The organism is Aurantiacibacter sediminis (genome assembly GCF_016019885.1).
In the GTDB taxonomy this organism is placed as follows: Bacteria; Pseudomonadota; Alphaproteobacteria; order Sphingomonadales; family Sphingomonadaceae; genus Alteraurantiacibacter; species Alteraurantiacibacter sediminis.
The window spans coordinates 96,440-110,055 of sequence record NZ_JAEANY010000002.1 but is presented as its reverse complement, the minus strand read 5'-3'; the positions used below and the strand labels follow the sequence as shown (position 1 = coordinate 110,055).

At 59.3% G+C, this 13,616-nt stretch carries 16 protein-coding genes; 11 read left to right on the top strand and 5 right to left on the bottom strand.

The annotated features are described in order from the left end of the window. Positions 1–9: 9 nt before the first annotated feature. Both I5L03_RS06030 and I5L03_RS06025 read right to left on the bottom strand, forming a co-directional pair. Positions 10–879: a hypothetical protein gene (locus I5L03_RS06030; RefSeq protein ID WP_197920857.1), complete on the bottom strand. Its 870-nt coding sequence runs from the start codon at positions 877–879 to the stop codon at positions 10–12. Positions 880–921: 42 nt separating this feature from the next. Further along, positions 922–1,746 carry a hypothetical protein gene (locus I5L03_RS06025; protein ID WP_197920856.1) on the bottom strand — a complete coding sequence of 275 codons (825 nt, stop codon included), beginning with the start codon at positions 1,744–1,746 and terminating at the stop codon, positions 922–924. Positions 1,747–1,921: 175 nt separating this feature from the next. On the opposite strand from I5L03_RS06025, the gene I5L03_RS06020 reads away from it, so the two are divergent. The 4 genes from I5L03_RS06020 (at position 1,922) to I5L03_RS06005 (ending at position 5,436) form a co-directional block, all read left to right on the top strand. Further along, complete coding sequence (locus tag I5L03_RS06020; RefSeq protein WP_197920855.1) at positions 1,922–2,965, top strand: PhoH family protein; 1,044 nt, start codon at positions 1,922–1,924, stop codon at positions 2,963–2,965. Between the two features lie 6 nt (positions 2,966–2,971). Next, positions 2,972–3,478, top strand: coding sequence for an rRNA maturation RNase YbeY (gene ybeY, locus I5L03_RS06015; protein WP_197920854.1), 507 nt, complete (start codon positions 2,972–2,974; stop codon positions 3,476–3,478). A gap of 16 nt (positions 3,479–3,494) precedes the next feature. Continuing rightward, positions 3,495–4,463, top strand: a complete 969-nt coding sequence (locus I5L03_RS06010) for a hemolysin family protein (RefSeq protein ID WP_197920853.1) — start codon at positions 3,495–3,497, stop codon at positions 4,461–4,463. A 94-nt stretch (positions 4,464–4,557) separates the two neighbouring features. Beyond that, complete coding sequence (locus I5L03_RS06005; protein WP_197920852.1) at positions 4,558–5,436, top strand: LysR substrate-binding domain-containing protein; 879 nt, start codon at positions 4,558–4,560, stop codon at positions 5,434–5,436. On the opposite strand, the gene I5L03_RS06000 is transcribed toward I5L03_RS06005, so the two are convergent. After that, complete coding sequence (locus I5L03_RS06000) at positions 5,433–6,584, bottom strand: alpha/beta hydrolase family protein (RefSeq protein WP_197920851.1); 1,152 nt, start codon at positions 6,582–6,584, stop codon at positions 5,433–5,435. The genes I5L03_RS06005 and I5L03_RS06000 overlap by 4 nt on opposite strands. After that, positions 6,584–7,048: a peptidylprolyl isomerase gene (locus tag I5L03_RS05995; RefSeq protein WP_197920850.1), complete on the bottom strand. Its 465-nt coding sequence runs from the start codon at positions 7,046–7,048 to the stop codon at positions 6,584–6,586. The genes I5L03_RS06000 and I5L03_RS05995 overlap by 1 nt, the downstream gene beginning before the upstream one ends. A gap of 123 nt (positions 7,049–7,171) precedes the next feature. Between I5L03_RS05995 and mgtE the strand changes: the two genes are divergently transcribed. From mgtE to I5L03_RS05960, 7 genes are all read left to right on the top strand, one after another. Then, complete coding sequence (gene mgtE / locus I5L03_RS05990) at positions 7,172–8,590, top strand: magnesium transporter (RefSeq protein ID WP_197920849.1); 1,419 nt, start codon at positions 7,172–7,174, stop codon at positions 8,588–8,590. 397 nt (positions 8,591–8,987) lie between these two features. Beyond that, entirely contained in the window at positions 8,988–10,250 is a 1,263-nt protein-coding gene (locus I5L03_RS05985) for a gluzincin family metallopeptidase (protein ID WP_197920848.1), read from the top strand. A 146-nt stretch (positions 10,251–10,396) separates the two neighbouring features. Next, positions 10,397–10,585 (top strand): hypothetical protein, encoded by a 189-nt coding sequence (locus I5L03_RS13435; protein ID WP_234035105.1) that lies wholly within the window; start codon positions 10,397–10,399, stop codon positions 10,583–10,585. 91 nt (positions 10,586–10,676) lie between these two features. Beyond that, the gene (locus I5L03_RS05975; protein ID WP_197920847.1) at positions 10,677–11,405 is read left to right on the top strand and encodes a hypothetical protein; all 729 of its coding nucleotides are present in this window, start codon (positions 10,677–10,679) and stop codon (positions 11,403–11,405) included. A gap of 35 nt (positions 11,406–11,440) precedes the next feature. Beyond that, on the top strand, positions 11,441–11,830 hold the full coding sequence (locus I5L03_RS05970; RefSeq protein ID WP_197920846.1) for a DUF1489 family protein: 390 nt from the start codon (positions 11,441–11,443) through the stop codon (positions 11,828–11,830). 52 nt (positions 11,831–11,882) lie between these two features. Beyond that, entirely contained in the window at positions 11,883–12,134 is a 252-nt protein-coding gene (locus I5L03_RS05965; RefSeq protein ID WP_197920845.1) for a hypothetical protein, read from the top strand. Positions 12,135–12,240: 106 nt separating this feature from the next. Continuing rightward, positions 12,241–12,582: a hypothetical protein gene (locus I5L03_RS05960; RefSeq protein ID WP_197920844.1), complete on the top strand. Its 342-nt coding sequence runs from the start codon at positions 12,241–12,243 to the stop codon at positions 12,580–12,582. A gap of 71 nt (positions 12,583–12,653) precedes the next feature. On the opposite strand, the gene I5L03_RS05955 is transcribed toward I5L03_RS05960, so the two are convergent. Beyond that, positions 12,654–13,592: a hypothetical protein gene (locus I5L03_RS05955; protein WP_197920843.1), complete on the bottom strand. Its 939-nt coding sequence runs from the start codon at positions 13,590–13,592 to the stop codon at positions 12,654–12,656. Positions 13,593–13,616 lie beyond the last annotated feature (24 nt).

Genomic DNA, 13,616 nt, shown 5'->3' with positions numbered 1-13,616 from the left:
CGAGGCCGCCTACTCGTCCTCTTCATATTCCCGCACGACTGCGGCTGGCAGCCGATTGGCGGCAGCATTGGGCTGCAGGCCATAAAGCGCGCGCAGATAGGCGCGATCGAACCGCGTAAGCACGGTCTCGCCCTCGTCAGCAATAAATGGCGCTGTCACCGAAGTCGGCTCATCCAACTGATGCTCGAACGGAATCAGGCCCGGGGCAAGCAGCCGCATGGTCGCAAAATCGCCGACCCGCTCCAAATCCATCCCGACCAGGTGATTCAAATTCAGGATAATGACGCCGCTTTGCACCGCCGTGCTGTGCGTTGCGCCTGTCCGTCCAAAACCCGACTGATTGTTGACCCGGACATTGACGCCGAGTGGTGTCACCGTGCCGGTTGACCCGGCCACCGTCGCGCTATGCGCCAACCTTCCGCCTTGCGCCGCGCGATCTTCGAAATTGTGCCACACGATGACGGGCGCGCCCTCTTCCGCTTCAAACTCAACACGGCGGCGATCATCGGGGCGCAGGAGCCATGGCTGGCGATCGGTCAGCAATTCGAGCAATTGCACAGGCTCTTCCACGATGAAGACAATCGCGTTGACGCTGCAGCCTTCGTCGGCGAGCGCGATCTCGGCATCGTTCGCATTGGCCAGCATTCGTTCGCGCACGAAGGCGTTGGCTTGCGCAGCCATGCCGGTGACATGCAGGCAAAGCGGGTCGAGATAGCGATGAAGCGGCTGCGTATTGCCGCGCTCCTGCATCACGGCGCGCACTGTGGCGCGGATGTCTGTCGGGCCGGGTAGGTCGCCTGACACGATGATTGGGTCTTCCGGCTTGTCCTGCTCCTGCGCATTCGCGTACGCGGCGGTCATCGCCATAGTGGCAGCCATTACGACCGAAAGCTTTCGAGCACATCTGCAGATCATAAAAGTCTATTCATCGGCTTCGAAAGCGCGCGCCACGGCGACTGGCAGCCTGTTTGCCGGAGCCTGCGGCTGCATGCTGTAAAGCGCGGTAAGATAGGCACGATCGAAGCGCGTCATTTCTGTCTCGCCCGTGTCCGGTGTGAAAGGATAGATGATAGAGCGCGGCTCATCGATTTCGTAGCGATTAGGTATGAGCCGCGGCGCAAACAGGCGCATGGTTGCATAATCGCTGAGGCGCTCAAGATCCATGCCGACAAGATGGTCCGCGTCGAGAATTACGACGCCAAGGCGCGCTGCAACGACGTGCGATGGCCGCGTGCGGGAAGGCACGACTGTGGTCCGCCAGCCTACTGGTAATGGATTGATGCCCTCATTATCGCGTGGTTCCAAGACGTGCCACACAATTGCAGGCTCCCCATCTGCCATTTCGCGCCGGACCCGGCTGCTGCTTCGTGGACTGACCAGGCGCGGATTGTAATCGACCAAGGCGTCGTAAAGGACGCGCGGCTCTTGCCCGACCATGATGATGGCATTGGCCTCGCAATCGCCCTCTGCGATGGGCATGTTAGCTTCCTGCGCATTTGCAATGACGCGGGCGCGCACAAATTCCGCAAACCGCGTATTTATACCGAGAACTTGCAAGCAAATCGGATCGTAATATCGGATGATTGGACTGGTCAGCCCGATTGCTCCGATCGTCAGCCTGCGCGCTGCCCCGCTTACTTCGCTCGCCTCCGGCAAATCGCCATCGACGATGATCGCATCTTCGTCGATACTGTCGCTGGACTGGTCGTCCTGCGCATAGGCGATGTCGCCAGCTGCCAGTGTCATGGCCGCTAGACCGGCGAAGACCGCTTGGAATCCTCTCATAGGTCCAAGGTATATGACGCCTATCTGAATGTAAGATGGATGCCTTTCCACCGCCAAGCGACCCCGCCCCGCTTGCCACGCGCGATCTCCGGCTTACATTCGATATGTAACTGCGAAAGGACTCGCCACCACACATATGGCTCGCAAGGCAACCAAGGGCGGAAACCACGCCGCCACCATCGCCCACCCGGAAGAGCGGCTCGACCACTCACGGCGCGCCCGCATCGAAGTAGGTTTTGACGAACAGGCCGTGCTTGGCGCTTTGTTTGGAGAATTCGACGCCAATCTCGTACAGATCGAAAATCGGCTTGGCGTGTATATCGCCGCGCGCGGTGACAAGGTCGCCATCGAGGGCGTGGCAGACGACGTCGCACGCGCCCGTGATGTCCTCGTCAAAATGCATGAAAAGCTGGTGATGGGCGAGGAGCTCGATGCCGGCGCGATCGATGCCTTGATCAATATGGCGGATGAGCCGACGCTGGAAGGCATCATCACAGGCGATGCGAAAGCTCCGCCGATCATGATCCGCACCCGCAAGAAGACGATCACTCCGCGCAGCGCGATGCAGGGCGATTACATGCGCCAGCTCGCCAGCCGTGACATCATCTTTGCGCTTGGCCCCGCGGGCACGGGGAAAACCTATCTGGCGGTGGCGCAGGCAATCAGTCAGTTGATCACCGGCAGCGTACAGCGCCTGATCCTGTCTCGCCCCGCCGTGGAGGCCGGCGAAAAACTTGGCTTCCTGCCCGGCGACATGAAGGAAAAGGTCGATCCCTATCTACGGCCACTTTACGATGCCCTCTATGATTGCATGCCGCCCGAACAGGTAGACCGTCGGATTGCCTCTGGCGAAATCGAAATAGCTCCCATCGCATTCATGCGCGGTCGCACGCTGGCCGATGCTTTTGTGATCCTGGACGAGGCGCAAAACACCACGCGCGAACAAATGAAGATGTTCCTCACCCGCTTCGGCCAGAATAGCCGCATGGTGATTTGCGGAGACCCGAAACAGGTCGACATCCCGGGCGGCGACCGCATGAGCGGCCTCGCGGATGCGGTCGGCAGGCTCGAAGGCGTCGAAGGCATAGGCGTCACCCGCTTCACCGCCGCCGACGTGGTGCGCCACCCGATTGTCGGTCGCATTGTCGAGGCGTATGAGGGTGAGGAGGCCGCGCCATAGGCTGCCATGGAACTCGAAATCGACATTGAGGACTGGCCGGAGGGCGATTGGGAAGACCTGACGGCCTCTGCCGCGCTGGCTACGGCACAGGTCGCGACCGAGCTCGCCAATCCGCGGCTCGTCACGAGCGTGCTGTTCACCGATGACGAGACGATCCAGACGCTCAACATGGACTGGCGCGACAAGGACCAACCGACCAATGTGCTGAGCTTCCCCATGCTGGAGCGCACCGACCTGATCCATCTCGATCCCGACGAAGGCCCGCCCGAAATGCCCCCTATTCCTCTGGGCGATATCGCCATTGCGCATGGTGTCTGCGCGCGTGAGGCGGCGGAGAAAAACATCTCCATGCGCGATCATACCGCGCATCTGATCGTCCACGGCCTCCTCCATCTCGCAGGCTACGATCACGAGATTTCGGATGCGGATGCAGAGGCTATGGAAGAAATGGAAGTGAAGGTGCTTGCACTTTTGAGTATTGCGAACCCATATACCGCGATCACAGCTGAATAGGATAAGCGACAGGGCAATGCCCGAAACTGATAAAACGGACGGCTCCCCGACGGGAGACGCGGACAGTAGCAAACCCGCTGGCTCGACGATTGTCGAGTCGGGCGGGTTGTGGAATGCCATCAGAGGCTTTTTCGAAGGCGAAGGCGAAACCTCTCTGCGCGCGCAGATCGAGGAAAAGATTGACGAGCATGAGGATGAGACCTCCCGCAATGGCGGAGAGGTGCCGGAGAAGGGAGACCTTTCTGCCGTCGAGCTCACCATGCTGCGCAATCTGCTGCATTTTAGCGAGCATGATGCCGATGATGTTGCCATTCCCCGCAGCGAGATCATCGCAATCGACGTGAATGCCAGCTGGGACGACATGGTGGCGACCTTTGCCGAGCACGGCATTTCGCGCATGCCCGTCTATCGCGATCAGCTCGACGATGTGATCGGCATGATCCATTTGAAAGACGTGTTCGCCTATGTCGTGAGCGGCAAGCCCGCGCCTGAGGAATGGTCCACGCTGATGCGCCAGCCGCTCTACGTACCGCAGGCACGCGGCGCGCTCGATGTGCTGGCCGACATGCGCCAGCGCCGCACGCATCTTGCCATCGTCGTCGATGAATTCTCCGGCACGGACGGTATCATCACGATCGAGGATCTGGTCGAAGAAATCGTCGGCGAAATCGAAGACGAGCACGATGAAGCGCCGATCGAGCAATTGGTCGAGATCGCACCCGGCACGTGGGATGCCGATGCCCGGGCCGAATTGGACGACGTGGCTGAAAGAGTTGGTGATCCGCAGCTCGCCGAAATCGAAGAGGCCGTCGACACCCTGGGCGGGCTTGCATTCGTGCTGGCAGAGGAAGTGCCGCAGCCCGGCACGGTGCTGGATCACCCCTCAGGCTGGAAAGTCGAGATCACGGCGGGCGATGAAACGCACGTCACTCGGCTGCGCCTGCACGCGCCAGAGGACGCGGAAAGCAGCGAAGAGGACGAGTAACTTAGTCCAGCGTTGTGTGCAGTCGCACAATAAATTGCATGACATGCAACATTGCCTCTCGACATGAGCGGCGGTGTTGGGGAAACTTGCGTCAATGCGCCGACTCCCGCCCCTTCGCGCCCTTGAGGCATTTATCCGCGTCGTAAGGCTCGGCTCAGCGCGCTCGGCGGCCAGTGAGCTGGGCCTCAGCCCGTCTGCATTGTCGCGCCGGATCAGCAATCTGGAGACCTTCACGGGCCGCAAGCTGTTCTCCCGATCAGGGCAGACCATGCGGCTGACCGATGAGGGACGCGCGTTTTACGACGCGGTCGCACCGCAACTTGAGGCGCTGGCAGCAGCAGTCGAGACGCAGAGTGAAAACCTGCAACTAATGCGCCTGCGCCTCGGCGTGATGCCGCTGTTCGGTACGCAGCGCCTGTTCCCGCGCCTTGGTGAGCTGCGCGAGCGCCATCCACGTCTGCATCTCGATATCGACACCGGCCCGCATCTGATCGACCGCGTGGGTGATACGCTGGACGCTGCCATCGCTCTTACCACCCAGCCCGATCCCAGCCTTTATGGCGTGCAGCTGGACGAGAACACGATCCACGCGATCGCCAATGTCGATCTGGTGAAGGAATTGGGCGAGACGCCCGATGTCGATGTGATGAGCAAGCAGACCTTCCTCGTCCACACCGATATGCCGCAGAGTTTCGAAGCGTGGAAAGCCGCGCTTGGCCTGTCAGGCCTGCAACCCGCCGCCATCGATCATTACGATTCGGGCCAGCTGATCCTGGAAGCCGCCGCCCAGCGCATCGGCATTGCGATGATGCATGACGATCATCTGGCGCGAAACAACGATCCCCGGCTCGCCCCGCTTTTCGATCAAAGCGTGCCCAGTCCGTATTCCTACTGGTTCATCTGCCGCCCGGCAGACCTAGAAGCCCGCCCGGTGCGGATTTTTCACGACTGGATTGTGAAGGCGGGACTTTAAAGGGTTTCGGGGTCGCGAGGGTCCGCCTGCATCGTCTCAGCGCGGATCAGCTCTGCGCCATCCCTGAGTATCCTCTTGACGCAGCCATCGCTTGAATAATCCGCGCAGTCGTATTGCATCTCCGCCACTTCTCGTCCGTGAAGCACCCAGCGGACCTCGATCTGCCCGTTGCTGTCAGGCGAATTGGTGTGCAGCCGCAGACCGGCGCGCCTCCCTTCCAGGATCGAGAAAGCATCCGATGTCAGAAGTTCGTCCTTCATCGCCTTAATCAGGCCAAGGTCACCACTATAGAGGTTGATCGGAATGCCTCGCGATGTGACTGGCGGGGCGGGCGGCTGAAGTGGATCGCTCTGGCTCGCCGGTTGATCGATCAGCGGATTTTCAGCGCGCGAGAGCTGCGCACCCTCCTCTTCGTAGGCGGCAATCCAGGTCAGGCATTCGGCAAGGTTGCGGATCGAATGATCGCGTATGGGCGCGTAGCCAGGTTGGCAATTGAGCGAAGTGTAAAGCTGATCCGGCTCCCGCCCGATAAAGCGCAGCGGAGTAAGGAAGTCGCCCCGCTCGACCACGGCGATCCTGTTCCCGTCCCGCGCATAGCCGGAGAAGCGCGGCGAATTGTTGAAAACGCGTGACTGCGTGACTTCGATATCACCTAATTGGAGCGGGTTGAGCGTGACATGATGGGCCAGAGCTCCGCCGAGCGAATGGCCGGTCACCGTCAGGTCGGCACCGTTCAGCCTGCTGGCGACCGATCGCGCCGTTTCGAGCGCGCGGTCGTTCTGCAACCCTAGAATATTGCCGAGAATCCAGTCATCCAGAGCTGGCTCGGTCCCGCGATACGCGATGATGGTCTCTTCGAGCTTTTGCCCCTTAAAGCGGTCATAGATCGCATAGGCGTAGCCGCGGCCATCATTGCCCTCCATGTGCCTGAGCACGATGTCACCCGGCAGGATGAAGGCCTCTTCATCATCATAGGCATTGTTGGAGAGCTGGGCGTATAGCCACGTGTCGCCCGCAACATCGCGCGTGCCCTCATACCAGCCCGCGATTGCGTTGCGTTGTTCCGGCTCTGCAATCGTGCCGGTGATCGCGCAGCCGCCCAGCAGGGCAGCGCCGATCACCGCGCAGATTGACGCGCCAAAGCGCATTAGCCGACAGTGGCTTTCGCAATCTTGCCAGGGTTGGCAGGCGGCTCACCCTTGGGCAGCGCATCGATATGCTCCATGCCGCTCTCGACTTCGCCCCAGACGGTGTACTGGCGATCGAGGAAACCCGCATCGTCAAAGCAGATAAAGAATTGCGAATTGGCGCTGTTCGGATCTTGCGTACGTGCCATGGAGCAGGTGCCGCGCACATGCTTTGCATCGCTGAATTCCTGGTTGAGGTTCGGCTTGTCCGATCCGCTCATGCCGGTTCCGGTCGGGTCACCGCCTTGCGCCATGAAGCCGGGAATCACGCGGTGGAACACCACGCCATCGTAAAAGCCTTCCTTCGCCAACGTGGTAATCCGCTCGACGTGGTTGGGGGCGAGATCGGGGCGCAGCTTGATAACGACGTCCTTGCCCTCCCCATCACCGGTATCGAGAGTAAAAGTCAGCTTTTCATCGGCCATTATTGAAGTCTCCTGTTTTGCCAGATTGTGGCTTGGGGCCCGGTATAGGGATCATCAGCGCAATGTCACCCCGTGCAACCATGGGCGCTTGCTTTTACAGGCGATGGCAATACACCGGCGCTCATGGCTGAAACCGATCTCCAGGATGCTGACCTCGACACGCCCGTGCAGGGCGAAGGGGAGCAGTTTGACGAGGAAAATCGGCTCAAGCCCGAATTCGTGCGGCAAGTGCGCGCGTCGCTTCGCGATGACAATGAAGACAGCACTTACGACCTTGTCGAACCGCTCCACCCCGCTGATATCGCCGACCTTTTCGAGCTGGTAGAGCGCGACGAGCGCGCCACGATGGCCGCGGCAATCACCGATCTGATGAGCAGCGAGGTGATCGCCGAGCTTAACGATTATGTGCGCGAAGACATGCTCGAGGATCTCGATCCCGAAGCTGTCGCTGAAATCGTCGAATTGCTCGATACCGATGACGCCGTCCAGCTCATCGAAGACCTCGACGATGCCGATCAGCGCGCCATTCTGGCCGAGGTCGAGGCGGAAGACCGTACCGCTATTGAAGCAGCGCTCGCCTATCCGGAGGAAACCGCCGGCCGCCTGATGCAGCGCGAACTGATCGCGGTGCCGGACAGTATGACGGTAGGCAATCTCATCGATTACCTGCGCAGCAACGATGATCTTCCGACCGAATTCTGGGAAGTCTTCGTGGTCGATCATCGCTACCACCCGATCGGCTCGTGCCAATTGAGCTGGATCATGCGCACCCCGCGCGACATCGCGTTGACCGATGTGATGAAACGCGATCAGACGTTGATCCCGGTCGATATGGACCAGGAAGAAGTCGCCCTGCGCTTCCAGAAATACGCACTGATTTCGGCCGCCGTCGTCGATGATGACGGCAGGCTGGTCGGCCAGATGACAGTCGACGATATCGTCCACATCATCTCCGAAGAGGCGGGCGAGGATGCGCTGCTGATGTCGGGTGCAGGCGAAGGCGACATCAACGAGCCTCTGCGCGAAGCTTACTCCGCGCGCGTGCGCTGGCTGATCGCCAATCTCGGCACCGCCGTTGTCGCGAGCGCCATCATCGCCTTCTTCGGCGGAGCGATCGAGCAGCTCGTCGCGCTTGCGATCCTCATGCCCATCGTCGCCAGCATCGGCGGCAATGCCGGCACGCAGACCATGGCGGTGACCGTACGCGCCATCGCTATGAACCAGCTGACCAAGTCCAACACCGGTCGTCTCGTTTTGCGCGAACTGAAGGTCGCGCTGATGAACGGGGCGACGATTGCCGTGCTGATCGGCATTGCCACCGCTCTCATCTTCACACCGCAGCTGGGCGGCGTGATCGCCGTCGCGATGGTGGTCAACATCATCATTTCCGGCATGGCGGGCGTGCTGGTTCCCGTCGCTTTCGACCGATTGAACCAGGACCCTGCCGTCGCCAGCAGCGTGTTCGTGACCATGATCACCGATTCGATGGGCTTTTTCGCCTTCCTCGGCTTGGCCGTGGCGAGCGGGCTGGTAAGCCTGTAGCACCGCTAACCTGGAGCACTTGGAGCACTGTCCTGACGAAGAAAAGCTGGGTGGGCGCAGAAGCGGTGTCTGGCGCGGAATTGCCGAGGTGGTGATGCTCTTGGACATAGCCTGTTATCAGGCATGGCGCACCATCTGTAGGAAAGCCTGTGTCCGCTATGGCGTCGGAAACGGAAGGCCTGTCCAAGGAGGCATTGACCCGACATCACCATATCAAGCGAACTCTTGCATGCTGTATTAGTGCCTTATATAAGCAATGCAGTTATTTGCCGCCTTCCGCGATTTAGAGAGAAGCCTAGGGATGATGACCATGTTCAGCGGTCACACTAGCGTGCGAAGTGGTGCCCTCAGGTTACTTGCGAGCGTTTTGTGCTTCTCGACGCTAGTCGGCTGCTCAATGAAGCAAGAAACGATGCAGAATTATGGCTTGGCTGATGCTGCAATAATTAGATACGACGGCACGATTGCCCTCGCGCCAGCTGATGGCGTTTTGGAGGCCGACCTTAGGATCGCCATCCCAGCTACCAAAAGCAGCCGATTATCTTTCATTCTCGCTGCCTCACTTGGTGAAGCGGATATCACTGGACGCGAGGTGGTAAGCGTATCGGTCACCCCGCAACAGACATTTGGCAGGTCTGTCAACGCTTACACAATCGATCTCAACCCCGCGGTCGATGCTTCCGAACATATTGTGAATTTTAGATATCGTGGAAAGCTGATTCCAGACGATTCTCCCTTGGCTATTAATGCGATCAGTGAGCAGCGCGTCGAACTCACCGCTGATAGTTTTTGGTTTCCGCTCGAAACGAGCTTTGAAACGAAGATCGATGCTTCTCTAGCAGTGGACATTGAGGGCGATTGGATTGGCGTGGCTCCCGGATCATTCACACGAGCCGATAACAGGTTCTTGCTAGACCAGGATGTTGGCGGGACCGATATCTCCCTGGCCCTGCTGCCTGATCCCGTCATACACCAAGTCGGCGCATACACAGTTTACGATGCTCGACCATCGCCAAGAGAGAACATTGAAGGGGTGGTAGCCGCGCTTGAGGTATGTTCCCGCTTCTTGAACGAACTAGCAGGTCCCGAGGATCAACTGCCAGACGCGCATATCATGGTTTTCAGTCGGGATTCGGTAGGATACTCACGCCGAACAATTATCGCACTGTCCGATCCCGCCAATAGCGATGACGTCTCGCTCACGCAATTCGTCTGCCACGAGCTCGCCCACAATTGGAGCCGGGCCAATAGCTCTACTCCCGAGCAATGGCATAATGAGGGACTGGCGGATACGATTGCGAATCTCGCTTTGCGAGAAACCTTTGGACCACGGGTCTACGAAGCTCGGCTAGCTCGTTATCGAGAAATGCTGCTTTCGGAAGAAGCGCCTCTGGGACCGATATGGACATCCAGTCTTACGGATCGTGCGTCAGATTTGGTCGCGTACCGAGCGGCCCCTCTGGCGTTTGCGTCTCTAGAACAGCGTCTTGGCAGTGCCCAGTTTCGCTCTTTCGTTCGACGACTGATGAATGACAAGGTGGCTCACACGCCTCGTCTGCTTTCGATCCTTGAAGAGGTTGCTAATCTGGATCAACGCAGGTGGTTTGAAAATGTCTTGGCCCAAGAGGCTAGAGGTCTTGGCGAAGCGCCGACGGACTGAGTCCAACCACCAACACCTTACAATTGCTAGGTCTGCTTTCCGGTAAGCGCTTAAGTGATGCGGACGCTCACCTCTACAGTCGCAAGCAGACATGCCGTTTCCAACCCACCCTTGCCCCGCCCCGCCTGCTCTTTATCTCCCGTGCCATGCCGCTGCACCTGACCAAGATCGCTTTCGGCGCCAAGAGCTTTGCCGATATCGAGAGCTGGTATGCGCAGCACACCGGGCCGTTTCTTACCACGCGCTATCGCCGCGCATGGGAAGGAGCACACAGAATGCCGTCTTGCCGGCTGAACTTTTCGGGAGCGCAGTACGGCTCCTATTCCGAAATATGATAGGGTGTTGCAGCCGATAAATATCGCTGGCGATGCGTTGGATTCGCCTTCCATGTATCACAGGCACAACGCAAAACGGGGTTTGAGCCAGATGAAACGCAAGTTCCTGATCGTATTCGGCTTCCTGCTTGCCGTGCTGGTCGTTACCGCCTCCTATATTTATTGGACATCACCCAACCGGCACACCACGCCGTCTGAGCGCACTGGCCTCGAATGGTCATTCGCCGATGGTGTCCTGTCCTCTCCTGCCCGCCCCGCTCTGGCTATGCGGATTGACCCGTCGCTGGACTATCTCGGTGGGCAAAAATTCGTGCTGTATGGCACCGCCAATGTCGAGCAGCACGTGTTCGCGCGCCGCTGGCCTGATGGTCGCGACCGTTCGATGTTGCTGATCCAGCTTGAAAGCGTGGTGGACGGTGTGGACTGGGCCTACGATTACTCGGCCGCCCAATATCGGACCGAGATCGACGGTGTAGACTTCTTCACCGATGCGGAGCCAGGTCAATTGCCGCCCATTTTCGCCAAGGGAGAGCCGGGCACCGACAGTTATCGCGCTGCCGTGCTGGCAGCGGATGCAGGCTTCGAGGCGCCGGAGGATTATGTCTGGCTGCGTTCCGTCCATATTCCCGATGCCGATGCCCGTTCCGAACTGCTTATCATCCTGCGCGACGATCTCTCGTCAGAGGGGCTGACGCGCGACGAGTTGCTACCTGGCGGCAGCGCGGATGACCAATGGCAGGCCATCGCGGCTTCGCGGATGGAAGTATTGGCGGAGATGGTGAGCTTTCCGGCCGGAGAGGAGCCGGCGACAAAGCCTTGAGCCAGAGCGACCCGCTTCCCATGTCATAGGTCACCATGCCGCTCCACCTCACCAAGATCGCTTTCGGCGCCAAGAGCTTCGCCGATATCGAGCAGTGGTATGCCGGGCGCAGCAGTCCGCATCTGACCACACGCTATCGCCCGACGAAGTGGGAAGAATGCATCGGCGGATCGCTCTTCTGGATTCACGAGCATAATATCGTCGCGCGTTCGCAAATCCTCGGCTTTTCGCAGACTGAGAATGGCCGTTGGCGGATCGAGCTTGAGCCGCGCCTCGTCAAGGTCATGCCTCGCCCAAAGCGCGCACATCAGGGGTGGCGGTATCTCAAAGGCGAGCCGCCCCGCGATTTGGAAGATGGCGAAGAGATCGGCGACCTGATCCCCGGTAGGCTGGCAGGCAAACTCCAGCGGCTCGGCCTGATCTAAATTTCGGAACAGGGCTGCATGCTTTGGCGTTGATTGCCAAAGGAGAAACTTTATGCCCGAACGCCAGAAAATTCATTCAGACAATGACCTTATCGAAGAGATGCAGGAGGGTGCGACGCCGTCACAAGGCAGCCGTTCCGGCGGCGAAGTCAATCGCCGTGTCGGAACGCGTGGTGAACTGAATCGCGCGACGGACCCTGAGCATAACGAGTCCGTAGTCGGAAGCGACAACCCGGAAGAAGACGCGAAAAAGGGCCCCAAAACCCAGTCAGCCATCGCGCGTGAGGCTCGCAGCGAAAGCTAGTCTGCTGGCCGCAATCAGAATACCCCATATGGTGCATTGTTGCCGAGCGTGAGCGACCCTATCCGCACTGGCGTATCGAAGCCGATACACCAAAAGGGGATCGTTCATGAAATTCATCGTCACGCTGGCAGCATCTGCTGCAATCGCCGCCCTGCCTGCAACCGCCGCTGCGCAGGGCCTTCCGTCCATGCCGCGCCTCAATGCGCCGTCGCTCGATCTTTCCGAGCGCGAAATTTCGCAATTCATCGAGCTTGCCCTTCAGATCGAAACGATCCTTGAAGACGGCACGCTCGATGATGTCGCCATGCGCGCCGCCATCGATACACTGATCGCTGAATCGGACTTCGAAGCCGAGCGTTTCATGGCGATTGCCGAAATGATTGCGGACAACCGCCTGCTTCGTCGCAGGCTGCCTTCGGAAGTCCTTTCCTACCTGACAGAAGACTGATCGGAACTCGCAAACGACAGTCTTTGTCGAAGGCGCTGTGTGTCGACCCCGCGCAGCGCCTTCATTTTTTTTTAGTCCGCTGCGCCCGTTTGGTCCGGACACATCAGGGTCAATACCTCTTCATCGAAATCGTAGGTAATGCTGGCGCAGTGGCCGATCGTCTCCATGCCAAGATACATGAACTGGCGCGGGATTTCGCCGGTATTGGCGGAAACGACGATCTCGTTCGGATCGCTTTCGGGTGACGGAGCATCGTTGATGCCTTCCGAATTGCCGTGATCGCTGACGCGCACCGCAATATTGCGCACTTCCAGATCTCCCAGCATCAGCGGATCGCGCAGGGTAAGTGAGCGGACGGGCCGCTCTACGCCGTAAATGATCGGAATCTCCCTCGGCTCGCCTTCAAAATATCCGCGATAATTGTCTGCCAGAATACGGCCGCCGGTGGCGGTAATCAGCGTTTCCGGGCGATCGAAGCTGAAAGCCACGTGGATCGGCACACCGCCTTCTTCGATCACCGTCCCGACAAGGCTGCGGCCCATCCGCTCCAGCGGGAAAGCGTGCGGACGGTCGGCTGCGGTTGGCTCTCGCAGTGTGAGGACAACGCGCTCCTGCGGGAAATGCCCCGGCGCAACCGTGCCATCTGCGCCCTCGACAATCTGCCGCTCGCTATAGGCCGTGCGACGGCGAAACGTGCCGCCCTGCATGTGATAACGCACTGTATCGGTACGAAACGGCAATTCGGTCGATCCGATGACATACATGAAGCGGAACATGCTGGGCTCCAGCCCGAGCCTCTCCGCTGTATCGCCATTCACCGTCACAGCCGAGACGGCGTCGGGCGCGATGATGAGTTGTACGGGCTGATCGTTGATAGTGACTTCGACCGGCTCACCTGCCTGCGCACGAAGTTCCACCTCATCCAAATCGACGCGCTGGGCGTGGGCCGCATTCGGTATCACGCTGGCCATCGCAGCAAGGCCGGCGGCGGAGAAAATTGTTCGTTTCATCGAAGCTCCGATTGATGAGAAATC

Excerpts from the sequence above, each read along its gene's own strand:
- I5L03_RS06030 (WP_197920857.1), bottom strand. The coding sequence starts at position 879 with ATGGCTGCCACTATGGCGATGACCGCCGCGTACGCGAATGCGCAGGAG.
- I5L03_RS06025 (WP_197920856.1), bottom strand. The coding sequence starts at position 1,746 with ATGACACTGGCAGCTGGCGACATCGCCTATGCGCAGGACGACCAGTCC.
- I5L03_RS06020 (WP_197920855.1), top strand. The coding sequence starts at position 1,922 with ATGGCTCGCAAGGCAACCAAGGGCGGAAACCACGCCGCCACCATCGCC.
- ybeY (WP_197920854.1), top strand. The coding sequence starts at position 2,972 with ATGGAACTCGAAATCGACATTGAGGACTGGCCGGAGGGCGATTGGGAA.
- I5L03_RS06010 (WP_197920853.1), top strand. The coding sequence starts at position 3,495 with ATGCCCGAAACTGATAAAACGGACGGCTCCCCGACGGGAGACGCGGAC.
- I5L03_RS06005 (WP_197920852.1), top strand. The coding sequence starts at position 4,558 with ATGCGCCGACTCCCGCCCCTTCGCGCCCTTGAGGCATTTATCCGCGTC.
- I5L03_RS06000 (WP_197920851.1), bottom strand. The coding sequence starts at position 6,584 with ATGCGCTTTGGCGCGTCAATCTGCGCGGTGATCGGCGCTGCCCTGCTG.
- I5L03_RS05995 (WP_197920850.1), bottom strand. The coding sequence starts at position 7,048 with ATGGCCGATGAAAAGCTGACTTTTACTCTCGATACCGGTGATGGGGAG.
- mgtE (WP_197920849.1), top strand. The coding sequence starts at position 7,172 with ATGGCTGAAACCGATCTCCAGGATGCTGACCTCGACACGCCCGTGCAG.
- I5L03_RS05985 (WP_197920848.1), top strand. The coding sequence starts at position 8,988 with ATGAAGCAAGAAACGATGCAGAATTATGGCTTGGCTGATGCTGCAATA.
- I5L03_RS13435 (WP_234035105.1), top strand. The coding sequence starts at position 10,397 with ATGCCGCTGCACCTGACCAAGATCGCTTTCGGCGCCAAGAGCTTTGCC.
- I5L03_RS05975 (WP_197920847.1), top strand. The coding sequence starts at position 10,677 with ATGAAACGCAAGTTCCTGATCGTATTCGGCTTCCTGCTTGCCGTGCTG.
- I5L03_RS05970 (WP_197920846.1), top strand. The coding sequence starts at position 11,441 with ATGCCGCTCCACCTCACCAAGATCGCTTTCGGCGCCAAGAGCTTCGCC.
- I5L03_RS05965 (WP_197920845.1), top strand. The coding sequence starts at position 11,883 with ATGCCCGAACGCCAGAAAATTCATTCAGACAATGACCTTATCGAAGAG.
- I5L03_RS05960 (WP_197920844.1), top strand. The coding sequence starts at position 12,241 with ATGAAATTCATCGTCACGCTGGCAGCATCTGCTGCAATCGCCGCCCTG.
- I5L03_RS05955 (WP_197920843.1), bottom strand. The coding sequence starts at position 13,592 with ATGAAACGAACAATTTTCTCCGCCGCCGGCCTTGCTGCGATGGCCAGC.